Source organism: Paenibacillus sp. J31R122, from assembly GCF_056269185.1.
The window spans coordinates 351,641-375,271 of record NZ_JBWDNM010000005.1 but is presented as its reverse complement, the minus strand read 5'-3'; the positions used below and the strand labels follow the sequence as shown (position 1 = coordinate 375,271).

At 45.8% G+C, this 23,631-nt stretch carries 21 protein-coding genes; 10 read left to right on the top strand and 11 right to left on the bottom strand.

The window, feature by feature from the left end; genetic code table 11:
• Positions 1-140 precede the first annotated feature (140 nt).
• Both AC0YN7_RS11390 and AC0YN7_RS11385 read right to left on the bottom strand, forming a co-directional pair.
• Positions 141-2,174 carry an ABC transporter ATP-binding protein gene (locus tag AC0YN7_RS11390; protein ID WP_475810102.1) on the bottom strand — a complete coding sequence of 678 codons (2,034 nt, stop codon included), beginning with the start codon at positions 2,172-2,174 and terminating at the stop codon, positions 141-143.
• Positions 2,175-2,196: 22 nt separating this feature from the next.
• Positions 2,197-3,942 carry an ABC transporter ATP-binding protein gene (locus tag AC0YN7_RS11385; RefSeq protein WP_475810101.1) on the bottom strand — a complete coding sequence of 582 codons (1,746 nt, stop codon included), beginning with the start codon at positions 3,940-3,942 and terminating at the stop codon, positions 2,197-2,199.
• A gap of 622 nt (positions 3,943-4,564) precedes the next feature.
• On the opposite strand from AC0YN7_RS11385, the gene AC0YN7_RS11380 reads away from it, so the two are divergent.
• From AC0YN7_RS11380 to hmpA, 7 genes are all read left to right on the top strand, one after another.
• Positions 4,565-6,184 (top strand): ABC transporter substrate-binding protein, encoded by a 1,620-nt coding sequence (locus AC0YN7_RS11380; protein WP_475810100.1) that lies wholly within the window; start codon positions 4,565-4,567, stop codon positions 6,182-6,184.
• Positions 6,185-6,255: 71 nt separating this feature from the next.
• The gene (locus tag AC0YN7_RS11375) at positions 6,256-7,206 is read left to right on the top strand and encodes an ABC transporter permease (RefSeq protein WP_475810099.1); all 951 of its coding nucleotides are present in this window, start codon (positions 6,256-6,258) and stop codon (positions 7,204-7,206) included.
• 4 nt (positions 7,207-7,210) lie between these two features.
• Positions 7,211-8,056, top strand: a complete 846-nt coding sequence (locus AC0YN7_RS11370; RefSeq protein WP_475810098.1) for an ABC transporter permease — start codon at positions 7,211-7,213, stop codon at positions 8,054-8,056.
• Positions 8,057-8,099: 43 nt separating this feature from the next.
• Positions 8,100-9,086 carry an ABC transporter ATP-binding protein gene (locus AC0YN7_RS11365; protein ID WP_475810097.1) on the top strand — a complete coding sequence of 329 codons (987 nt, stop codon included), beginning with the start codon at positions 8,100-8,102 and terminating at the stop codon, positions 9,084-9,086.
• Positions 9,079-9,996 (top strand): ABC transporter ATP-binding protein, encoded by a 918-nt coding sequence (locus AC0YN7_RS11360; protein WP_475810096.1) that lies wholly within the window; start codon positions 9,079-9,081, stop codon positions 9,994-9,996. The genes AC0YN7_RS11365 and AC0YN7_RS11360 overlap by 8 nt, the downstream gene beginning before the upstream one ends.
• Positions 9,997-10,653: 657 nt before the next feature.
• On the top strand, positions 10,654-11,100 hold the full coding sequence (locus tag AC0YN7_RS11355; RefSeq protein WP_475810095.1) for a hypothetical protein: 447 nt from the start codon (positions 10,654-10,656) through the stop codon (positions 11,098-11,100).
• A 256-nt stretch (positions 11,101-11,356) separates the two neighbouring features.
• Entirely contained in the window at positions 11,357-12,589 is a 1,233-nt protein-coding gene (hmpA, locus tag AC0YN7_RS11350) for an NO-inducible flavohemoprotein (protein WP_475810094.1), read from the top strand.
• A 42-nt stretch (positions 12,590-12,631) separates the two neighbouring features.
• On the opposite strand, the gene AC0YN7_RS11345 is transcribed toward hmpA, so the two are convergent.
• From AC0YN7_RS11345 to AC0YN7_RS11325, 5 genes are all read right to left on the bottom strand, one after another.
• Entirely contained in the window at positions 12,632-13,132 is a 501-nt protein-coding gene (locus AC0YN7_RS11345) for a Crp/Fnr family transcriptional regulator (RefSeq protein ID WP_475810093.1), read from the bottom strand.
• Between the two features lie 84 nt (positions 13,133-13,216).
• Positions 13,217-15,535, bottom strand: a complete 2,319-nt coding sequence (locus AC0YN7_RS11340) for an ATP-dependent DNA helicase (RefSeq protein ID WP_475810092.1) — start codon at positions 15,533-15,535, stop codon at positions 13,217-13,219.
• Positions 15,536-15,681: 146 nt separating this feature from the next.
• Positions 15,682-15,855 (bottom strand): hypothetical protein, encoded by a 174-nt coding sequence (locus AC0YN7_RS11335; protein ID WP_475810091.1) that lies wholly within the window; start codon positions 15,853-15,855, stop codon positions 15,682-15,684.
• Between the two features lie 83 nt (positions 15,856-15,938).
• A complete protein-coding gene (locus AC0YN7_RS11330) occupies positions 15,939-16,820 on the bottom strand; it encodes a PP2C family protein-serine/threonine phosphatase (RefSeq protein WP_475810090.1) in 882 nt (293 codons plus the stop codon).
• Between the two features lie 232 nt (positions 16,821-17,052).
• Positions 17,053-17,283, bottom strand: a complete 231-nt coding sequence (locus AC0YN7_RS11325) for a cold-shock protein (protein WP_475810089.1) — start codon at positions 17,281-17,283, stop codon at positions 17,053-17,055.
• Positions 17,284-17,613: 330 nt separating this feature from the next.
• Here AC0YN7_RS11325 and AC0YN7_RS11320 point away from each other — a divergent pair, with 330 nt between their 5' ends.
• Positions 17,614-17,745: a DUF4023 domain-containing protein gene (locus AC0YN7_RS11320; protein ID WP_475810088.1), complete on the top strand. Its 132-nt coding sequence runs from the start codon at positions 17,614-17,616 to the stop codon at positions 17,743-17,745.
• Positions 17,746-18,414: 669 nt separating this feature from the next.
• Here the strand turns inward: AC0YN7_RS11320 and AC0YN7_RS11315 are convergent.
• From AC0YN7_RS11315 to AC0YN7_RS11300, 4 genes are all read right to left on the bottom strand, one after another.
• Positions 18,415-18,738, bottom strand: coding sequence for a TraB/GumN family protein (locus AC0YN7_RS11315; RefSeq protein WP_475810087.1), 324 nt, complete (start codon positions 18,736-18,738; stop codon positions 18,415-18,417).
• 237 nt (positions 18,739-18,975) lie between these two features.
• Positions 18,976-19,800, bottom strand: a complete 825-nt coding sequence (locus AC0YN7_RS11310; RefSeq protein ID WP_475810086.1) for a sugar phosphate isomerase/epimerase family protein — start codon at positions 19,798-19,800, stop codon at positions 18,976-18,978.
• Positions 19,801-19,818: 18 nt separating this feature from the next.
• Positions 19,819-20,646, bottom strand: coding sequence for a membrane protein insertase YidC (gene yidC, locus AC0YN7_RS11305; RefSeq protein WP_475810085.1), 828 nt, complete (start codon positions 20,644-20,646; stop codon positions 19,819-19,821).
• The gene (locus tag AC0YN7_RS11300; RefSeq protein WP_475810084.1) at positions 20,616-20,942 is read right to left on the bottom strand and encodes a hypothetical protein; all 327 of its coding nucleotides are present in this window, start codon (positions 20,940-20,942) and stop codon (positions 20,616-20,618) included. Before AC0YN7_RS11300 ends, yidC begins: the two co-directional genes overlap by 31 nt.
• A gap of 228 nt (positions 20,943-21,170) precedes the next feature.
• Here AC0YN7_RS11300 and AC0YN7_RS11295 point away from each other — a divergent pair, with 228 nt between their 5' ends.
• Both AC0YN7_RS11295 and AC0YN7_RS11290 read left to right on the top strand, forming a co-directional pair.
• The gene (locus AC0YN7_RS11295; protein ID WP_475810083.1) at positions 21,171-22,676 is read left to right on the top strand and encodes an ABC transporter substrate-binding protein/permease; all 1,506 of its coding nucleotides are present in this window, start codon (positions 21,171-21,173) and stop codon (positions 22,674-22,676) included.
• Complete coding sequence (locus AC0YN7_RS11290) at positions 22,669-23,391, top strand: amino acid ABC transporter ATP-binding protein (RefSeq protein WP_475810082.1); 723 nt, start codon at positions 22,669-22,671, stop codon at positions 23,389-23,391. Before AC0YN7_RS11295 ends, AC0YN7_RS11290 begins: the two co-directional genes overlap by 8 nt.
• The last annotated feature ends 240 nt before the right edge of the window (positions 23,392-23,631 follow it).

Below are 23,631 nucleotides of genomic sequence, written 5' to 3'. Positions count from 1 at the left end.
AATCAAGCTTATAGACCCGAACTAACCAAAAAAAGAAGCTGTAAGCCCGGAAATCAAGCTTAAGACCCGAACTAACCAAAAAAAGAAGCTGTAAGCACCTAATCGATGCTTACAGCTACTTCATTCACAAAATACCTATGCTATGCCGATACAGCAGCTCCGAATTGAAGCTGGTACATCGCAAAATATTTGCCTTGCTTCTCCATCAGCTCGTCATGATTGCCTCGCTCCACAATGACACCGCGGTCGAGCACCAGAATTTGGTCCGCTCCGCGAATTGTCGACAGCCTATGCGCGATGACAAACGTCGTGCGCCCTTTCTTGAGCACATCGAGCGCCTCCTGAATGATAGCTTCTGTCTCCGTATCAATGCTCGCCGTTGCCTCATCCAGAATAAGAATCGCTGGATCATAAGCCAGCGCTCTCGCGAACGAGATCAACTGCCGCTGACCCGCGGACAGCGTGCTGCCTTTCTCAATAACCGGCTCATCTATGCCGCCTGGAAATTGACTGAACATATCATACGCACCAACATCACGAAGTGCCTGCTCCACCTTTTCCCTGCTTATCTCCGGATTATCGAGACTCACATTCGACGCAATTGTTCCAGTAAACAAGAACGGATCCTGCAGTACGATACCCATATGCTGACGAAGATGCTGTTTTGGAATGTCACGAACATCCGCACCATCCACCACAATACGCCCTTCGTTCGTATCATAGAAACGGAACAATAGGTTCAATATCGAGCTTTTGCCTGAGCCGGTATGACCGACGAGTGCAACCGTTTCACCTTGACGCGCTTTGAATGTAATATTGCGCAGCACCAGCTCATCCTTCTTATAGGCAAACGAAACATTATCGAATGAAACTTCACCCTTGTAACGCTCCATTCGTCCAGCAGATACATCGATTCCCTCTTCATCCATCAAAGTGAATACACGCTCTGCCGATACCCTTGCTGTCTCCAAATTAGACAATTGGTTTACGATACCAACGATCGGCGCGAACATCCGATTCATATAGTCTACGAAAGCGTAAAGTACACCCACCGATAAAGCCGATCCGAAGGATCCACCCCAAAACATCCAAATCACTACTAAAAATAAAATATTCCGAACGACGTTTACCAAATTATGCGAAGTAATGGAGTTTAAACTGAGCAGCTTATTTTGATACGTGTAGTAATGCTCATTCAGCTCTTCAAACTCCTTGGTCGTCTCCTTCTTATGACGGAAAGCTTGAATGATCGTCATCCCTTGAATCGATTCATTGATCATGCCATTAATTTCACTGAGCTTCGTCCGAATAATTCGGTTATACTTTGCTGCAAACCGACGATATACGATAATCCAGACGATCAGAATCGGAATGATTGGCAGCGAAATCAATGCTAGACGTGAATCCAGCAGGAATAACGCACCATAAATCGCAACAATATAGATAACGCCTGTAAAAAAATTAGCCAAAACCCCGACATAAAGCTCACGAATCGCTTCCGTATCATTTGTCACCCGGGAGACAACTTGCCCCGCCGACAAATTGTCGTAGTACTGAACCGGCAAGCGATGCGTATGCGCAAAAATATCATTTCTCATTTTACGTACGATCCGATTAGCCGATGTTTGAAGCATAAGCCGCTGGCCGTACGTAAACACAGCAACAAGCAGCAGCAGCCCAAAATACATAGCCGCCATACGTATCAGTGCCGGGAACTCCGGCTTATAGAACGAATAGAGCTCCTTTGAGGATAGCTTAGTCACAGTATAGGAGGCTGATTCACCTGTTTCCTTATTGGTGACGCTCATCTCTGCTCCTTGAACTACACGCTTGCCGCCTTCAAACTTAAGCGGCTCATCCAGCCAATAAAATTGACGTCCAACCTGAAGCACTCGTACCTCTTTCCCCTTCTGGTCCCCTGTTTCAGCACCAGTGGCAAAGTGGTCCTCACGCTTATACCATTTATCTTTATAATGAACCGCATAGGATTGTTCTGCCTCGACCTCATGCCATTTTTTCTCGATACCGAGAATGTTTTGATCAATCATTCGTTTGGCAATAAACGGTCCTGCAAGCTCTGCGCATACAGCTAGCACAAGCAGCAGCAGCGCGAGCAGGATCGGTTTCTTATAAAGCATGGCGTATTGAAACAATCGTTTTCCTGTGTTACCCATTGTCCTTCACGCCCCTTATTTATTACGTTTCAATAATAGCCTCAAGCTGCTGGCGATCATACTGCTCCCGATACCATCCCCCGCTCTCAAGCAATTGCTCATGTGTACCTTCTTGCACAATACGCCCTTCATCCAGCACGATAATCCAATCGGCATGCTGTACCGCAGACAATCGATGTGTCGTAATGAGCGTTGTTTTACCCGCCCGTTCCGTGCGAATGCCTTCAATAATTTCGGCCTCCGTCTTGCCGTCAACAGCAGACAACGCATCATCCATCAATAAAATATCCGGATTTGAAATAAGCGCGCGCGCGATACTGACTCGCTGCTTTTGCCCGCCGGAAAGCGCGACACCCTTCTCCCCAACCAACGTCTCCAGCCCATCAGGCAAAAAGGCAATATCCTTCGAGAAGGAAGCGCGCTCCAAAGCTCGCTGTAAATCCGCGTCCGTACCTTCCTTTAGACCGAAGAAAATATTTTCGCGAATCGTCCTGGAGAATAGAATCGGCTGCTGCGGCACGTAGCCAATCCAGCCGAGCAAATGATCAATCTTCAAGCTTCCGATTGATGCTCCTGATATCGTTATATCGCCCTGACCAACTGGATATTCACGCAGCAGCTGCTTCAGAAGCGTTGTCTTTCCACTGCCGGTACGTCCAACGATGCCAAGTGTTTGACCTTGATGGAGCTTGAACGACACATCCGCTAAGTTATCCACGTTTGAAGACGGATAACGGAATGTCACATGCTTGAACTGCAGCGTTGATGGCTCAGCCACCTCTGCTGGCACAGCAGCATCCTCCACGTCTGGTTTGTAACCAAGTGTTTCATTGACACGATCAAGCGACGCGTTACCGCGCTGCATAATATTGATAAGCTCCCCGATCGCGAACATAGGCCAAATGAGCATACCAAGGAACACGTTGAAGGAAACCAATTCCCCAAGCGTAATTTCATTATGAAATACTAAGTAACCACCATAACAGAGTCCAATCAGATAACTCGTTCCGACAAGTATTTTCATTGTAGGCTCGAACAGTGCGTCAATACGGGCAACCGCGATATTTTTACTGAGCACATCTTGTGTTTTGGCGCTGAAACGCGCCTCACTTGCATTCTCCTGTACGAATGCGCGAATTACTCGCACGCCGGAAACAGACTCCAGCACCTGATCGTTCAAATCACCGAACGCGTCCTGCGCATCCATAAAGCGCTCGTGAATTTTTTTACCATAATGCTTCATCGCAAGAGCCATCAACGGCAGCGGAAGCAGCGCCGCGAGCGTCAGCTTCACGCTTATAAGTCCAGCCATTACAATTAAAATAGTGATCATAAACAAGGTTGAATCGATTAGGGTTAGTATACCGAACCCTGCCGTCTGCGCTACCGCACCAAGATCATTCGTCGAACGCGCCATTAAATCACCTGTCCGGTTGCGCTCATAGAAGGTCGGTGTCATACGCAAGAAATGGCGCATTAGATTCGTACGCAATATCCGCTCAAGTACGAACGCGCCGCCAAATAGCTGATAATGCCATATATACGTAATCAGATAACCAACGACCGTAATTCCAATCCAGCTATACAGTATAAGATCAAACTCAGCCTGACCAAGCAAATCCTGATGAATGCCATCAATTGTGTAACCAATTAGCCATGGTGGAATTACATCTAGAAAACCAGTCAATACTAGGAGAGTGATGGCTACGGTATAACGTTTCCAATTCAACTTAAAAAACCAACTTAACTTTTTGAGTACACTAAACATGCTTCTCTACCACACCTTCCGCTATCCATCCAAGCTTCATTTCATCCCGAGCGCAAACGGCTATCGCCATCTTTGCGGCAAAATCGTTCGTTTCGCAGAGATAGATAAGCCAATTTATAAATGAAAACTTATAAATTCTTATCTATCAAAATACAAAGAAGCGTGTCGCCGTAACGACACGCTTCTTCCTGCAAGAGACGAACGACACACCTGTGACAGGCTGCGTCGCACTCTTTAAGCATAAAAAAAGCGCATGATTACGGTACGTAACCATGCGCCTTTGATGTTGGGATTACCCTTAAATCAAAGAGAAATGACGCGCGGATGGATTACGTTATTCATGTTGAAATGATGATTCATTGTTACAGTCGAAATAAAATCATTATGACTTTTCATGGAACGTAATCCTCCTCTCGAATAAAATCTAATTGTCACTTTACCATTGGAAGAAAATGCTGTCAATACATCGTTAATCACATTAAGGAGTTGATCAAATGGGTCTTTATGAATTATTATATAAAAGACATCTTTTCCGCGCTTTCAAATTAAATTCCTAGTAATCCGATTGTATATATGATATATTCTTAAAATCACATAAACGAGAGACATGGAGGATGGAAAAATGCGTAATCGTAAAAGCATTTTCGGAATCATTGCAGTGGTATTATTGGCCTTGTTGGTCAGCGCATGCTCCGGAAATAATACAAAAACGAACCCTGGTTCATCGAATTCACCAACTAATGAATCACAAACAGGTGGCGATCAACCGAAAGATGGCGGCAGTGCCATTATCGCCGTTAGTGCTGATCCCGTCATCTTGAATCCCAACTATGCGGGCGACCGTGTAAGCTTAACAATTGACCAAGCATTGTTCGCTCCTTTATTCCAAGTTAACAATGGCAAGAAGACATTTTACCTTGCAGATAGCTTGGAAGCATCCGCAGACAATCTGACTTACACATTGAAGCTCAAAAGCGGTCTCACTTGGCACGATGGCGAGAAGCTAACAGCTGATGATGTCGTATTCACAATTGATAAAATTCTCGACGAGAAACAAAACAGCTTCCTCAGAGGCAACTTCATCGTGAATGGCAAACCGATCCAAGCCGTTAAAGTTGATGAAACAACAGTAGAGTTCAAGCTTCCGCAAGTCAGCCCAGCATTCGAAGCTGCGCTAGTTCAAGTATCGCCTATTCCGAAGCATATCTTCGAGAATGAAGCTGACCTTGAGAAAAGCACGAAAAACAACGCTCCAGTTGGTTCAGGAGCATTCAAGTTCAAGGAATACAAAACAGGTGAGTATGTAATGTTGGAGAGATTCGATGGTTACTTCGGCGGCAAACCACACCTTGATTCAATCACTTACCGAATCGCGAAAGATACAAATTCAGCTAACCTTGCCCTTCAAAGCGGCGAGATCAACATTAAATATATCGATCCACAAGATGTAGGCACGATTCAAGCTTCAAACAAGTTTGAAATTTTGCCATACAGCGAAGGAAGATTGTCATACCTTCTGTTCAATCATAATAGCGATACTGGCGTGCTTAGCAAAAAAGAAGTTAGACAAGCTCTATCCTATGCGCTTAGTCGTGACGAACTGATTCAAGTCGCTTATACTTCGAATGAATACGCGGATCCCGCGAAATCCATTCTCGCACCAGACGCGCTGTTTCACTCAAATGACATAGTGACCTTCGATAACGATGCAGCCAAAGCGAAAGAAATGCTGGACGCCGCAGGAGTTAAAAATCTTAAGCTTCGTTTCATCCTTTCGAGCGGCAACAAGGCTCAAGAAGCAATCGGCCTATACGTTCAACAGAAGCTTAAAGCTGTAGGGGTTGAAGTAGAGATCAAAGCGATGGACGCTTCCGCATACGGGGAAAAATTCGTCGATCCAAAAGCAACGGATTTTGAACTTGCGGCAGCAGGATATATTATGGGCTTCGATCCAGACGCGTACAGCATTCTGTATAAATCAACAGAGGGTTCTAACTACTCCCATTACAATAACAAAGAAGTGGATGAGCTCTTCAATCAGGGTGCCGGTGAAGCGGATCCGACGAAGCGCGGAGAAATCTATAAGAAACTTCAAGAAGTCGTAGCGGAGGATGCTCCTGTCTACCCGATTGCTTACACGAAGTCAATTGTAGCGGTTGATAAGAAATTCGGCGGCCTGGAAGAAGCTGTTCTGAAGCCGGTCGTTATTTTCGAAGATTTGTCTAAAATCTACCTTAAATAAGGACAGAGAAAAAATAAGCTGGAACGTTCAGCTTATTTTTTTGTCCAAATCCGACTAGGAGAAAAAAACGCATGGGACAACTCATCGTCAGAAGATTGCTGCAAACCATACCAATGCTGTTCTTCGTATCGATTGTTTGCTTTACATTGGTAAAGCTAGCGCCAGGAGATCCAGTTCTCTCTTTCGTTACGCCGAATATGCATGCCGAGGATATCGAACGGGTTCGGCATAACTTAGGCTTAGATAAGCCAGCCTATATACAATACTTAATCTGGATCAAAGAGGTATTATCCGGTAATTTAGGCTACTCACTTATAAACCATCAACCCGTGCTCGATCAGATTCTGGATCGACTGCCAGCAACGGCAGGCTTGATGGGTACATCCATCGCACTCGCTGTTATACTAGCCATTCCACTTGGACTTGTCGCGGGAGCAAACCGGAATCGCTTTGTTGACAAGCTGATCAACTTATTTTCGTATATTGGAATTTCAGTTCCCTTGTTCTGGCTTGCTATGCTCTTTATGTACTTCTTCTCAGTCAAGCTTCAGTGGCTTCCAAGCATGGGGATGCGAACAATCGGTGTCAATTCCGTTATGGACGTCATAAAACATGGTATTCTTCCTTGCTCCATACTCGCCTTTAGTTTTCTTGCGGTCTACGTCAGATATATACGATCGAGTACAATTGGTCAGCTTAAGGAAGATTACGTACAAATTCAATATGCTTTTGGATCGACAAAGAAAACCATCTTGTTTCGTCATGTTATGAAACATGTGCTGCTGCCCGTTATTACGCTTCTCGGGATGTCTTTTGCAGACCTGGTGACAGGCGCGATAGTCACGGAGACGGTATTTTCTTGGCCGGGGATCGGATCCCTAGGCATGACCGCTGTAAGAGGAATGGACTACCCTGTCATTATGGGAATTACGTTATTCTCCTCCGTTATGCTGATCTTTGGCAATCTAGTTGCGGATATTCTATACGGATTCGCGGATCCGCGAATTAAGACGAGGAGGTAATCGTATGAATCGAACCAAATGGCGGAACGTCCGCAATGAGCTGTTTTCGAACGGACTCAGCATCGCGGGAATTGTCATCCTTGTCGTGTTCACTTTAGCGGCTGCGTTCGCTTTCTTATCACCGCATGACCCTAATGAACTGAACGTGATGGAGCGATTGCAAACTCCTAGTGCTGAGCATTGGTTTGGGACAGATGATTTTGGAAGGGACTACTTCGCTAGAGCTCTTTATGGAGGCCGCGTATCACTCATGGTCGGTTTCACTTCCATGATTCTAGCGACTGGTATTGGTGTATTAGTCGGAGTAATCAGTGGCTATTTCGGCGGATTTATTGATAATTTACTTATGAGAATGCTCGAAATCGTCATGTCGATTCCGTCCTTTCTTATTCTTCTGCTGCTTAGCGTGTTTCTAAAGCCTAGCGTAGGCAATATTATCGTGATTATTTCCCTCTTGATGTGGATGAACATAGCCAGAATCGTAAGAGCTGAGACAATGACTATCAAAGAACGGGAGTATGTCTTGTACGCGCAAGCATCTGGTCAAGGCGCATTCGGAATTATAAGCAAGCATATCCTCCCAAACCTGATGCCTGTCATTATAGTTGGAGCGACTAACAACATTGCCTCCGCGATAATGATGGAATCTTCCCTAAGCTTTCTTGGGTTCGGAGTGCAGGCTCCCAATGCGACTTGGGGCAGTATGCTTAATAACGCGCAGGGCTACATCGCGCAAGCACCGTATCTCGCTTTATTTCCGGGCCTATTCATTCTGCTGACGGTTCTTAGCTTTAACGTGCTGGGTGATATTTTGCGCGTAGGCTTTGAGCCGAAGCTTGTAAAGAGATAAACCGTTAGGGTAACGGAAGCTTAGCAAAGGAGTGAATAACTAGATGACAGAACGGATGCTAACCGTTAAAAACTTAAAGGTTTCTTTCGATACGCGAGACGGGGAAAACCAAGCTGTTCGCGGTGTGAGCTTTCATGTTAATGAAGGAGAAACCGTAGGCATCGTCGGGGAATCAGGCAGCGGAAAGAGCGTTACCGCGAAGGCTATTCTCGGCTTAATCCCTCCGCCAGGCAAAGTGCTCGAAGGAGAGATCAACTATCGTGGAGAGAGCTTAACCGGCTTATCCGAGAAGCAGTGGAGAAGCATCAGGGGCAATCAAATTGCGATGGTGTTCCAGGATCCGATGACCTCCCTCAATCCCGTCAAAAAAATCGGGGCACAGATGACAGAGATCATTGCTAGGCACCGCGGCTTAAACAAAGCAGAGGCGCTCAAAGAAGCGATAAAGATGCTGCGCGAGGTTGGCATTACCGCACCTGAGCAGCGGGTCGATCAATATCCACACGAATTCAGCGGGGGTATGAGGCAGCGGGTCATGATTGCAATGGCTCTCTCCTGTCAACCGGATCTTCTACTCGCTGATGAGCCTACAACTGCACTTGACGTTACGATACAAGCCCAGATCCTTGATCTTCTTAAGGAGCTAAAAGATAAATCAAAAATGTCCATCGTCCTCATTACGCATGATTTGGGCGTAGTAGCGCAGGTATGCTCGCGTGTAATCGTTATGTATGGCGGGATGGTCATGGAAGAAGGACTCGTAGACGATATCTTCTTTCGTCCGGGACATCCTTATACGCAAGGCCTTCTCCGTTCCGTTCCGAAGCGCGATGGCGGATCCCGCGAGCGATTGGTGCCGATTGAAGGAACACCTCCGGATTTGCTCGACCCGCCTCCTGGCTGCCCGTTCATAGAGCGCTGCCCTCACGCTTTCAGCAAGTGCGTGGAGCGGCCGCCATTGTTCGAGCTCGGCAACGATCAACGGGCCATGTGCTGGTTGCTTGATAAGGAGGGCAAGTCGGATGAGTAACAACAAAAACGATATTCTCGTAGATGTCCGGAATCTGAAGAAGCATTTCACTAAGGGTAAAGATATTTGGGGCCGCAGTACGCATGTATTGAAGGCTGTTGACGGGGTAAGCTTTCAAATTCGTCAAGGAGAAACGTTCGGTTTGGTCGGTGAGTCAGGAAGCGGAAAGTCGACAGTTGGACGCTGTTTGATCCGTCTGTACGATTATACAGAAGGTGAAGTCTACTTCGACGGACACAACCTTTCCAATCTGAACGAGAAACAGCTTAAGCCGTTTCGGAGCCGGATCCAAACTATTTTTCAAGACCCGTACTCTTCACTTAACCCTGGTATGAACGTCCTGGAGCTAATTGGTGAACCAATGAATATTCACGGGCTATACAAGGGTGACGAACGCAAAGATGCGGTCGCGGCACTTCTTGAACGGGTTGGTCTGAAGCGTGATCACCTTTATCGTTATCCCCATGAATTCAGCGGCGGACAGCGGCAGCGTATCTCGATCGCCAGAGCGCTGTCTGTTAAGCCCGACTTCGTTGTATGTGATGAGCCGATCTCGGCGCTAGATGTATCCGTGCAAGCTCAGGTCGTGAACATGCTTGAAGATTTGCAGGAGGAATTCGGACTTACGTACCTCTTCATCGCGCATGACCTATCCATGGTTAGACATATCTCCGATCGAATCGGCGTTATGTATGGCGGCCGTCTCGTAGAGGTTGCTGATAGCGATGAATTGTATGATAATCCGCTTCATCCTTATACGAAGGCGCTTTTATCAGCTATTCCAATACCGGACCCTCGAGCGATCAGCCAAAGAACCTCACCAAAGGAAGGTACTCCTGATTATGGAGCAAGCTCAGGAGAGTATCAGCTGCGAGAGGTTAGTCCTGGACACTTTGTTGCCGAGCATTAAGATATAAATAAGCACGCCTTTTGATTAACCGATATAAGGTATCTACAACCGATAATGATTGCCGAGTGAAGGAATCATGAGGAAGTAGGAGGATGTAAGAGGATGTAAGAGCATTTAAGAGGATGTACTAGGAAGCATGAGAAAGTACAATGGAATACGAGTGCTCTCAACTATTTCCCTCTATTTGTCAATAGGATATCGCCGTGAAGTAAATATTCATCTGGGTGCTTGGAGGCAAATTAAAATTAATTCAACATATTGAAACTAATGAGCGTAATTATGGGAATAGAGACGATTTAGTTTCAGTATTTGCAGCTAATTCACCGGAAAGTGGGCACGGATCGAGCTAACCAGTAATTAAGTTCATCTCCTGACACTAAATCGCAGCTCACCTTTTTGCAGCCTCATTTAATTGCAAAATTTGAAACTACGCTGGCATAACAGATAGGACAACGGACACATTAGCGCTTATTTATGAACATTCCCCTTTTTCGGAGATGCGTGCGGACTACAGATCCGTTATTTGTACCAAAAGGGTCAAATAGGCCCGGACAGAAGAGAAATAACGGAACCAGAGTCCGTTTAGCTGCTTTTCGTTTGCTGTGCTCTAGAAATAGATCAAGAAATAAGAGAAATATTAGGGAGCGTGGACAAGACATGGAGATAACAAATCAAGTGAAGCTATCGCAATGGGACGCATTGATGCTGGAATCTTTGCGTGCTCACGGCTACTCTAATGAAGAGCTAATACGCAGGGTGAAGGCGGAAGAGCTTCCGATAGACGAAAGTGAATTCCAATTTGATTATCCTGCGCTTACCGCTTTCGCGGCGGAACAACCAGATCTCTTCGAAGCAGCAGTGATGCAAGGATATCAGATCAAATACAACACGGTTCGCGGAATTCGGAGTTGGATCTTGATCCGGTTCAAGAAGGATCCAGAACTGCTTTTAGAAACAGGCGGCGAAGCGGTTCACGCATCGTTGACTTCCACAGAGAAGGATGAGTTAACGTCAGTACTGTCCTTCGGTTGGGCCGTTCACGAGGAGCGCCCTGCTTCTAACGGTGAAGCAGGTTTATTCCGAATTGAGCCCATCCAACGATAGGCAGCAAGTATAAGTAACATAGCATTTGCCAAAAGGTCGACCTTACGTAGGTCGGCTTTTTTTGTTGTATAGAGAATAAAGCGCTATAGTATCAGAGAAACATATAAAGCTGATAGCTATTCGTTGAGCTTGCTTGCCTGTCACAAATCGTTGCGGTTTGAAGTGATTCAAATCACATGAGTTGCTTGCTTTGACCTCTATAATTAGGTTTATCAAAAACAATTGCGTAACGAATAGATACAGGAGGGATTTTCCTATGTTAAACAATAAAACGATCGATATCATTAAATCAACCGTTCCCGTACTAGAGCTTCACGGTGTCGCCATTACGAAACGTTTTTATGAATTAATGTTCACCTCTCATCCAGAGCTGTTGAATATATTTAATCATGCCAACCAAAAGCAAGGAAAACAACAAGCTGCCCTCGCTAATGCGGTGTATGCGGCAGCCGTTCATATTGATAATCTCGCTGCTATCATTCCTGTCGTGAAGCAAATTGGACATAAACACCGTAGTCTCGGCGTAAAAGCAGAGCACTATCCTATCGTTGGCGAGCATCTGTTGAAGGCTATTAAGGAAGTGCTTGGAGCAGCAGCTACAGACGATATTTTACAGGCATGGGCTGATGCTTACGGCGTGATCGCCGGCGCATTTATTGGCATAGAGGAAGAAATGTATGAGCAAGCGAAAAATCAATCCGGAGGCTGGGAGGGATTCCGAGCTTTTCGAGTGGAACGAAGAGTTAAGGAAAGTGATGTAATCACCTCCTTTTACCTCATACCCGAGGACGGAGGAGCATTGGCTGACTTTGAACCTGGACAATATATAAGCATCAAGCTGGATATCGCGGATGAGGAGTATACACAAATACGGCAATACAGCTTGTCCGATAGTGCAGGAAAAGGATATTACCGAATTTCTGTCAAAAGGGAGGATGGCAGTCAAGGCCGCCCTGCAGGCAAGGTATCTACTTATTTGCATAAACATGTTCAAGCGGACGATGTTGTGTGGCTCTCAGCTCCAGCGGGAGATTTTGTTCTGAACCAAGAAGATGAACGTCCTGTAGTGCTTCTTAGTGGCGGCGTTGGACTAACTCCGATGGTGAGCATGCTGAATACGTTGACAGAAAAATACCCGAATCGTCCTGTTACTTTTATTCATGCTGCTCAAAATAGCGAGATGCATGCCATGGAAGAGCATATTACGTCTCTAGCTAGCAAGAATCATCAGGTGTCCGTTTACTATTGCTATAATAATCCGACGAAAAATGACCTCGAGCAGCAAACGCACCATAAAGAAGGCTATATCGACCTGCCTTGGCTTCAAACGGTTATCGCTGATCGCAATGCCCAATTTTATTTCTGTGGACCGCTGCCATTCATGCAGGCCATCAACAGCTCATTAGAAGCTTGGGGCGTTCCTGCCTCCGATATTCATTTTGAGTTTTTCGGCCCTGCTGCCAGTTTGGCGCAGACAGTCAGCGTTTAATAAACGATCGGAACAGCTAACATAGCAATCGAAATAACTTACTTATTTCGATTGCGCGCGCAATAGCCGGTTGACCGTCTCGCGGCGAAGACCGATGAGCTGCCCAATCTCATCCTGGGTTAGAACATCGGTCAGCGTTGCCGGCGCGATATAGGTTAGAAACCACTGCTGTAATTTCATCAGCTTATCCGCAGGCGTTACTTGCGTCAATTGGTCAATTCTTTGCTGCATCATCCGAAGCTTGTCTTGAAGAAGCAAGGCAATTTCTCTGCTCTTTACAGGGTTCTGATTAATATCGTCATACCACTCTTGCGGAGATACGATCTCGATATCGCAGGTCATTAGCGCAACTGCCGTACCGTGGTACGCCATCGGGCTAATTAATGAATGATGCGGAATCGTCTCCTTTGGCACAATAATATTCACTAGAAACGGATTGCCGTCCTCGTGAACACGAACGATTTTGAGCAGACCACTCTTCACATGATATAACGGACCGGTTTCGCCTTGGTGAAACAGCGTTTCGCCTTTATGAATCAACATGATACTCAACTCCATCATTTAAGCGCTTGGCCGATTATAGGCTGAGCCTTTTTTTTTTGGGCATATCAGCTAGGAAAATCATCATTAGCTCTTCCACTCATCCGGCAGAAGCCGCTGGTATTGCGGCTGCAAATAACGATCGTCAATGAGGACCAGCGTACCGCTATCCGTCTCCGAACGAATGAGCCTTCCTCCGGCCTGCAGTACCTTATTCATACCCGGGAATACATAAGCATAGTCATAGCCGTTTTTTCCTTGCTCATTAAAATAATCCTTCAGCATATTACGCTCCACGCCAAGCTGCGGCAGCCCAACGCCTACGACGATAACACCGATTAAACGGTCTCCTGTGAGGTCAACCCCCTCTGAGAAAACTCCGCCCATCACAGCAAAGCCAATCAGCGTCCGCTTGCTTCCTGCTTGGAACGAGGCTAGAAACTCATCCCGCTCCTCTTCTGACATATCAGACTTTTGCAGCAGCAAATCAACATCCTTATCACTGCCCACAGACTCCGTCCAGTCCACCAATTCCACATATGTCTCGTAGACCGCATTCATATAAGCATACGAAGGAAAGAATACAAAGTAATTTCCTGGACGCTCATTTATTAAACGCTGCAGCAGCTTAACTATCGGGAGCTTCGAATCATTACGATCATTATACCTTGTTGATAGCGGCTCAATAATAACTTGCAGCTGCTCCTTTGAGAACGGGGAAGGTATTGTTAGCGTATAATCATTCTCGCCCGCTCCCAGCATGTCCATATAATAGGATACTGGAGACAACGTCGCCGAAAAATAAATATGAGAACGATAGCCTTTGCCCATTTGCTGCAGAAGCATGGATGGGTCAAGGCAGAACAGCTTCAGCCTGACGTCATTTTTCGTTAGCTCGGTATAGACGATGTAGCGCTCATCAAACAGCTTCGCCGTACGAATAAAATTTTGTGCCGCAAAAAAGGTATCCAACAGCAGTCCGCTAACGTTACCGCCACCAAGCAGTCCAACACCTGAGAGCGCTTGTCCCGCCGACAGAGCGAACAATTCCACCAAGTCGACAAGCTCTTCCGGCAGCTGCTTATCTACCCTGTACGACGCATCCTCACTCCGCTTGCGCAGTGCTATAAAGTAATCATTGACCGCTTTTGCTGCCTTATAGCCCTCCGTATGCACGCCCTTCAACTCTCGCTGCAGCGCTAGAAATGAAGTCTTAGACAGCTCCGCAGAAAACATTTCCCGCGCGCGATCAACCAGATTATGCGCCTCATCCACAAGCAGCACCGTCTTCTTCTTCTGCTCCGCATACTGCCGTTTGAATGAAATACGCGGATCAAATATATAATTGTAATCGCATATGACCGCATCGGCGGCATAAGCGACATCCAGTGAAAACTCAAATGGGCATACCATGTGCTTCTTTGCATACTCTTCAATTACCGTCCGCGTCATGACCGTTTCATTTCTCAATATATCAAGAACAGCCCCATTAATACGATCATAATAACCATCGGCATAAGGGCAATGCTCCTTCTCACAGCGCACCTCCTCTTGGAAGCAAATTTTGTTCTTCGCAGTTAGCGTCACTGTGTGAAAATGTAGTCCCTTCGACTGCATGAACAGCATCGCGGCCTCCGCTGCCGCTCTAGTTGTCGTACGCGCCGTCAAATAATAAAAGCGCTGCACCATGCCAGTACCCATAGCTTTAATGCTCGGAAAGGTTGTAGAAATCGTCTTGCCTATACCGGTAGGAGCCTTCGCGAACAATCGAACGCCTTCCTCGATTGACTTATACACAGCACCTGCCAGCTTACGCTGCCCCGCCCTATACGTATCAAACGGAAAAGAGAGCTCTTGAATGCTCTCATTCCTCGTCTGCTCGTGAAGACGGCGCTGCTGCGCGTAAGGCGCGTAACGCTCGACAACCTCTAATACAAATCGCTCAAGCTCCTCTATGCTTGCTTCTCTTACAAAACGTCGTTCTTGTTCCGTCTCGGTCTGCACATAGGTTAGCTGCACGCGCATTTGTACTTCGCCATGCTCCTTGGCGTACATGTAGGCATAAAACATCGCCTGCGCCCAGTGTACGGGCGATCCATCCCCGCTAATTCGATCCAAATCGCCGCCCGTTGATTTTATTTCATCAATCGTTAGTATAGGCTCTGTTGCGAGCAGTCCATCACAGCGCCCATCCACAACAAATAACAGATCATTCATTGCAATGTCCGCTCGCACATAAACCTCTTTATGATCCTGTTCTCCGTATGTCTGCTGCACGCGTTGATGCGCTTTCGTTCCTTCATGCATCGCATCCACTGTATTTAGCCTCGTATCGATGCTCCCGCTTAAAAATACATATTCGACCAGATGCCTAACTGATATCGCGACCGTGTAAATGTCCTGCATAACTTCTCCTTACTCGCTTTCGAGCGTATCCGCACTTCGATTATAAAGAACATTTGTTCCGTTATTGTACCATATAAGGGAGTAATTGCGCACGGCAATTAAGGGAACGCGGCGGCGTCCCCTTTGCAGCAATTGATAAGATTTCTTTACTCTCCCTTCCTGCCTGCCGTATGGTATGGATATTTCTCCAATAGCTCTTCAGCCGCGTCTTTTACTACTTCTTGCTGTACTTCCTCCGTAAACAGACCAAACGCCGGATCGATATCCTTCTCCGTCACTAGACTCTTCTTACCTCTCTGACCATACTCGTTGCTCACCATATGGAATGCCTCCCTAGCTAGTATCCATTTAGATTACCCCGATCCGTTCTTTTAACCAGCAGACTTCAAAAGTAAATAATGAATTAATGATAAGATAAAATAACAAGGGTCGCATTATCTTGATAGGGTTTCTGTTCATCAATAATGCTCTTTAAGATATATTTTGCGGCTGCTTCTGGCGTTAATTGATAGGCCTCCTCTAACAGCCCCATTGATAATTCCTCATACAAGCCGTCGCTGCACAGCAATACCCAATCACCTTTTTGCAGACGAAAGGGTTCACGATTTCTATCGATTTCATTCAGCTGAGGGATACCTAGATAGCTAGTTAACAAACTGCGCTCTGGATGCGTACTCGCCTCCTCTATGGTCAGCTCTCCGGCCTTCACCCGTTCATTCAGTCGATTCGCATATACATGGTCTCTTGTTAGCTGAGTGATGAGTCCTTCGCGATACAGATATATGCGACTATCTCCCACCGAAATCCAGTAAAGCTTTCCCTCCTGAATAACGGCCGCAATAAGTGTCGTTCCCACATTCCATTCCAAATCATTTTGCTTCGCCAGTTCAAAGACCTCTTTATTCGCCGACTGAAGCGCTCTCATTAATGCCCATGATACCGAATCTTCTGCTGATTTTCCCATATAGCTGCTCTGGAACGTTTCTATAGCAAGCCGACTTGCTTCTTGCCCCATCGCAAAGCCTCCCATACCGTCTGCAAGCGCCGCAAATACACCATAACGCGCGATCGCCTCAGAATCCTCTGACGGAGAACAGACATAAGTGTCCTGCTGCTGCTCACGCTCTCCAATATGCTGAGCCCCGCCGGTAATGACTTTTGATGAGTGATGAGGCACTGCCGCTTCGTTTGTCTCAGAATATTTATCCGCCAAGATTGCAATGGCAAGAAGAACAATGATCCCAATCGTGCTCCACATCAATATGAAATCTACTGCGTTCTGCATAGAACTCCGCCTCCTAGACCCCCGCCTATTCTCATCCATAAGCCGCGGCTGCTCTTTACCATAATCCTTACTAAACTTCACTTCAATTTATGTCAATCCAGCTTGATTGCAGCAGAGGAAAAATGGTCCTTCGAACAGGGAAGTCTTTTTGACAAAAAAAAAAGCCAAAACCTAGATGGACGGCTTTTGCCCTTCCATCAGATTTTGGCTTTTTTTCATCAAGAAAGATTGCCTACGTAATAGGTGTACCCTTCTTCAGCGCTTTTAGGTCGCCATTAGAGTTATTCAGTGCAGGCAGCATTTTCTCGCCGACTACCATCGGTGCATGACACATTAAACAAGTTGGAACGTGATCAAACGCAAAGTTATCACGCATCCAACTGTTGCACCCCTCTGTTACACATGTCCAAACCTTCGTTTTTTCTTCCGGAATTTCTTCTAGCGGTTTTTTACGATTGTACATGGTCAGCCCCCCTCGCTTAAAAAGGAAAAACTGCCTCAAACTTATAGGTAAGGGGCAGTCATCATTTATGAAAAGCAGTGATATGTGAAATCTTGGTTCATGTTGCAATTACCTCTATCTTACCATATTTCGTATAACAAAGGCAAATAACATTTAACTATTTTCTTGACTTTTGCGGCCCATCATTGTAATATGCGGTTTTTCTCCATTCGGTAGGTGTACCTTGTCACATAAGTTTTCATAAAATGGCGGTTGAATGCCTGATTTCTGATTTATTGGATATTCTAAGAATGGGATGAAGCAAGCTTATACCAAAGGAGGATGAATGGTATGGAAAGCACAAAGGATTTTATTGATAAAGTGCATGATACGCAGCGTAAAGCAGAACGAAACAAAAGACGCGGCGGTCATGGTACCCCTGCCAAAGTACTGTCCACTAAGCAGCATAGTACCAATAAGTAAAGCAATCGAGCAGCATTACCAATAAGCAATACATTTGAGCAGGCCCATGCGCAATTGCATGGGCTGTTTAGAACCGCATATGCGGGCACAGGTTCGGTTATTCTTAAATTTCAATGCCATTTTAGACGGTTGCGGTCTTGAGGACCCTTGCTCCTCTTCGCTGGGGCGTATTTGGCCCATCTGTACAAATACGTGCTCCCGTGTACGCTAATGTATAATCGATCGATGCTCATTTAGTTTCAACAATTGATGGGTTAGCTCGATCAGTAAACACACTCCTGCGATTTAACTTCATATTCTGAAACTAATCCTGCTATATTCCTATGTTGACACGCTTTAGTTTCACAGTATGAACCTAATTGATGAGTTGGCTCGATCAGTGAACCCACTCCTGCGATTTAACTGCATATTCTGAAACTAATTCGGCTCTATTCCTATGATGACACGCTTTAGTTTCACAGTATGAACTTATTTCCTTCCCCCAACCTCAGCTAATGAACCCCTCTATTCAGGGATTTTTACAGACTAGCGATCTGTTATTTATGGAAAAAGAGTCAGATAAGCTGCTTTTTGTTTGCTCCTATTATTAGAGTAGGTTTACACGGAGTAGTGTATGAAGATAAAAACCAGGCTGCCGTATCATGAATACGACAGCCTGTTCCTTATCTATTACTGACGATCAACTTTATAACCTTTCTTCTCAAGCAGCGGTACTATTCCATCTTCACCAAGCATATGCGCCGCACCTACAACTACAAAGTATGATGAACCGTCCTTTTTCTTCAAATATCCGTCGATTTTTTCGACCATCGCATGATTGCGATCTGTCAGCATAGCTTTATTCAGCTCAGCCTGCTCCGCAGCTTCCAATGTCACGTCGAGAAGTATCTTTTCATCACCCGTTTTCCACATTTCTGTCAATATATCAATGCCTGATTCTTCTGCATAATAGTTCTCAATAGTACCTATACCAACTCTAGCTGCAAGTTTCAAATTCCTTCAACGTAATACGAGAGTCAAATAATCAAGTTTCATAATGTTGGATATTATTCCTAATATTAATTCATCTGACTGGAAGAAACGAAAAGATAATTTCTGAAGAAGCAAGCAATTACGTGAATTGTTTTATTATCAGTTGTATCTGAACATAAAGAACATAAAGAATACAAAAAAAACAGCAGCCCCGGCGGAACTCCCGCTAGTCTACTGTTTTAGGATGATTCTATGATGTTACATACGTGAGCGGATACTATCAATATAGGCTTTGGACTGCGCCATTTGAATCTCCGCAGCCTCCTCCATAATGATATGCACTTGAGGCTTGTATTGATTAAGAAGTCTCATATATAGCTCATAATTCATCCTGCCGAGTCCCGCTGCAACCGTCTCCAGCCTGCCATCCTCAACTAAAATGCAGTCTTTCGCATGGGCTGCAATAATGCGGTCTCCGAGAAGCTCGAACGCTTCCATAATGACTTGATCCTGATGCTCAAAGTTGATTGCCGTCAACAGGTTTCCAGGATCGAGCACAACACCGATGTTGGAGGAAGGAACCTCCTCCAGCATCCGAGCGAGCTGAGGCGCAGTACCGATCAAATGATCGTTTGCCGCCTCTAAGCCAACAAACACGCCCCATTTCTCTGCTTCCTCTACGAGCTCCTCCAACGTTTCCTTCATGATAGACCAATCGCGTTCTGTATAGTCGTTGCCTTCATTCCGCCCTGTCTCTGCCGCTACCATTGGAGCTCCAAAAAACTTCGCGTATCGAAGCAATTCTTTAAATCGATTCACATTAGCACGGCGTTGCTCATCATTACGGTCGAATAGATGAACATAGCAGCCGAGTACCGATATTGAAACACCATTTTTGTGAAACTCCTCACCGATCGCGTTGGCAAGACCCGGACTTATGTTGCCGGGCCTGCTGAAATCGACATCGCTGATTGCTTTCCACAAAGCCAGCTGTACATGACTAAAGCCGCTTGCCGCTACCCTTGAAGCAAGCTCCTTGTACGGCAAGCTTCCGAATAAATGAGCTAATACACCGACTGACATGAGATCGTCTCCTTCTATTTATACGCTTCCTTTCAGCGCTGTCTCCACCTTCGGCGTGACGTACACTTTTTTGGCCAAGTAAGACTGTGCAATCATGAATATCCCGCCCGTTACCCAATACAACGAAATTGCCGCAGGTGCAGATAGTGCGAAAATCCCCATCATAATGGGGGATAAGTATCCCATGAAAGCCATCTGCTTGGCCTGTGCGTTCTCTGCTCCTGTCTGAGCCGGCTGCGATACTTTAAACTGGATAAAATAGATAACCGCTGCAATGATTGGCAATACAACGTCCGGTGAACCCAGCTTAAACCATAGAAAGGAATGATCCGCGATCTCTGGCGTCAGCCTAATGGCTGAATATAAGCCCATCAAGATTGGCATTTGGATGAGCATAGGCAGACAACCGATCGCAAGCGGGTTAACCTGATGCTTCTGGTACAGCTGCATCGTTTCCTGCTGCTGCTTCTGCTTGGAAGCGGCATCCGTTTTCCCCTTATACTTGTCCTTTATCAGCTTAAGCTCAGGCTGAAGCACGGACATTTTCTGCTTCATCTGATGCTGCGAACGATATTGACGCATCATGAGCGGCAGCAGCGCGAGCCTAATGATGAGAGTGATTCCGATAATCGCAAAGCCGTAATTGCCTTGAAACAGATCAGCAAGATATTGCAGCACAGCTGACAAGGGATAAATGATGTAATGATTAAACACACCCGGCGTATCTCCGTCAATCGTACCGCTAGCCGATCCGCATCCGCTAATTAGAAGCAAACCTGCCAGCATGATGCCGGCTATTAACACACGTCCATATCTTAATGAAGGGAATACATTGTTCTTCTGCATAAAAATCCTCCTCGTTTGTTTGAAAATAGCGCAACAAACGAGGCTGAGCAGTCTGCTATATCGTCATCGGGTGATTCCTTTCGTTTCACTTTTCTAGCTAGCCAGTGGTGAATCGGAACGTTGCGGATAAGCATCTGCTGAGGCAGAGCAATAAACAACACGTTTATAACCTGACTTCGCTCCCAGTATTCATAAGCCCCAGAATGCAAATGAGAAGCATAGGCATAGGCCAATGAGCAAAGCAAGCTAATGGAAAATATATATGGGGCGACGTCATGCAGCTCAAGTTCGAACAATGTATTCACCTCCCTTCCTTGATAAAAATAGATTTTATGCTTTTTGGATAGTATAACAGTAAATATCGCCCAAATACGACTTCAATACTCATAAAGATGTTACAAAACCGTGCTGCTAGGTTATTTACAAATGGATACCGTAAATCATATAATTTCTAAGTTGCCTACTCATAAAGGGTTGCATCGACTTGATTGCACACATACACAACTTAGAAGAAAGAGGACACTATGAATCGAAAAAAGTTATCATTCCTTTACATCACTCTCATCACGTTCGTCGTTCTGGTTCTGGTCTTTGGGCAATTGTTTCAGCTAGGAACCGCTGACTCGCATTCCGTCAGTGCTGCAAGTGCAACTGACTCGCCCCTATCTGGACAGAAAAAGAAGCTTGTGATGGGTACCTCGCCTGACTATCCGCCTTATGAGAGCGTGGATGCCAAAAATAATGGTGAAATAATCGGCTTAGATATTGATATTGCCAAGTATATCACCGATAAGCTCGGTTATGAACTGGAAATCACAAGTATGGATTTCAACGGTCTAGTTGCCGCACTTCAAACAGGTCGCGTCGACTTCGTTATGTCCGGTATGTCCGCTACAGAAGAACGAAAGGCGAGCGTTGATTTTTCCACTACTTATTACGCGGCCCGCAACACAATTGTTTCCAAAAAGTCTGCTCCGATTGAAACAGCTGAGTCGCTGGCTGGGAAACAGGTTGGCGTTCAGCTTGGTTCTGTACAGGATCTCCTCGCAGAAACAATTGAAGGGGCGCAGCTCAAGAAGCTGAATAAAATTCCAGATCTAATTCTGGAGCTCAAGTCAAACCGTATTGATGCTGCCATCGTGGAGGATGCTGTCGCTGTCGAAATGACTAATGCAAACCCTGATTTGGTCATGAACTTCCTTCCAGCCGATTCGGCTGAGAATGGCTATGCTATAGCTTTTCCGAAAGACTCAGCACTAACAGCTGCTTTTAACGGCGTGCTCTCGGAGATGTCCGATAACGGAAAGCTGGAGGAAATCATACAAAAGTGGTTTTCAGCAGAGAAGAAGCCATCCGATAAGCTGCTTAATCTGAATATTGACTTCAGCGTACTGCAGGGCTATATCCCTTATATTCTAAAAGGTATTAATGTAACACTGCTCTTTACGCTTGTCTCAGCGATTTTCGGATTTATTTGGGGTTCGATATTATCACTATTCAAAATATCCGGCATTAAGCCGCTCGAGTGGTTCGCTACGGCTTATACATCCGTATTCCGCGGCACACCGCTGTTAGTGCAGCTCACAATCATCTATTACGCGACTCCACAGCTATTCAACTATGATATACCTGCCTTGATGGCGGCCGGGCTCGCATTCGGTCTAAACTCTGCTGCTTATTTGTCCGAGACAATTCGCGGCGGTATTATGGCGGTTGATAAAGGGCAGCGCGAGGCGGCTATCGCACTCGGCATCCCATATCGCACGATGATGATCCGTATCATCTTCCCGCAGGCTTTGCGCAATATTTTGCCTGCACTCGTAAACGAATGCGTTGCATTGCTGAAGGAATCATCGCTCGTATCCGTCATCGGTGTATCCGATTTATTACGGCGCGCAAATGTCGTGCAGTCCATCGAGTTCCGTGCATTAGAGGTGCTCTTGTTTATCGGCGCGATTTATTACGTGCTCGTTCTCATTTTAACTTCGTTTGCCCGTAAGCTCGAAAGGAGGCTGCGCCGCAGTGATTAATGTAAAGGATTTAACTATAACATTCGGGAAAAATCAGGTTTTAAAAGGAATTTCTACGTCGATTGAGCGCGGTGAGGTGGTGGCGTTGATCGGGCCATCCGGTTCAGGAAAATCCACCTTCCTTCGCTGCTTAAATAGGCTTGAGACGCCAACTTCAGGATCTATTACTATTGCCGGTGCTTCGATAACCGATCCAAAAGCGGATATCGCCGGTGTACGTCAGCATATCGGTATGGTATTTCAGCATTTTCACTTGTTCCCGCATATGACCGTAATCGATAATATTACTTTCGCTCCAATGAAGGTTAAAGGCGTGTCGCTTGAGCAGGCTCGCCTGAAGGCAAAGGAGCTGCTCGAAAGTGTCGGCCTATCGGATAAAGCGGATAGCTTTCCGTCCCGCTTGTCAGGCGGTCAGAAGCAGCGTGTCGCTATCGCCCGCAGCCTTGCGATGGAGCCAGACATTATGCTGTTCGATGAGCCTACTTCAGCGCTCGACCCGGAAATGGTCAAAGAGGTGCTGAATGTCATCCGCGGTCTTGCGGACAGCGGCATGACTATGCTCATCGTAACCCACGAGATGAAGTTCGCAAGAGAGGCAGCGGACACGATCTATTTCCTCGACGACGGCAAGCTTGTCGAGCGTACGAAACCAGAGCAATTTTTCACTAACCCGCAAAGCGAACGCGCCAAGAGATTTCTGGAGCAGGTCCTGTAAGAATCGTTAGCGAAAATATAGCATTAAAATGTTTTCTAAAATGAACATCATTATGGACACAGCTTTATTTCATTGAACAAAAAAATTCAGCTCCATCATACAAAACAAATAGTGAGGTAAATCTCATTCACCATGAACCTAACTTCATGGCGAGTGAGGTTTGCCTCACTATTTCATTTTCAAGCCCCTAACTCCAACCATTTAATGAGGTTTCACTCACACATTAGTGAGTTTCCCTCA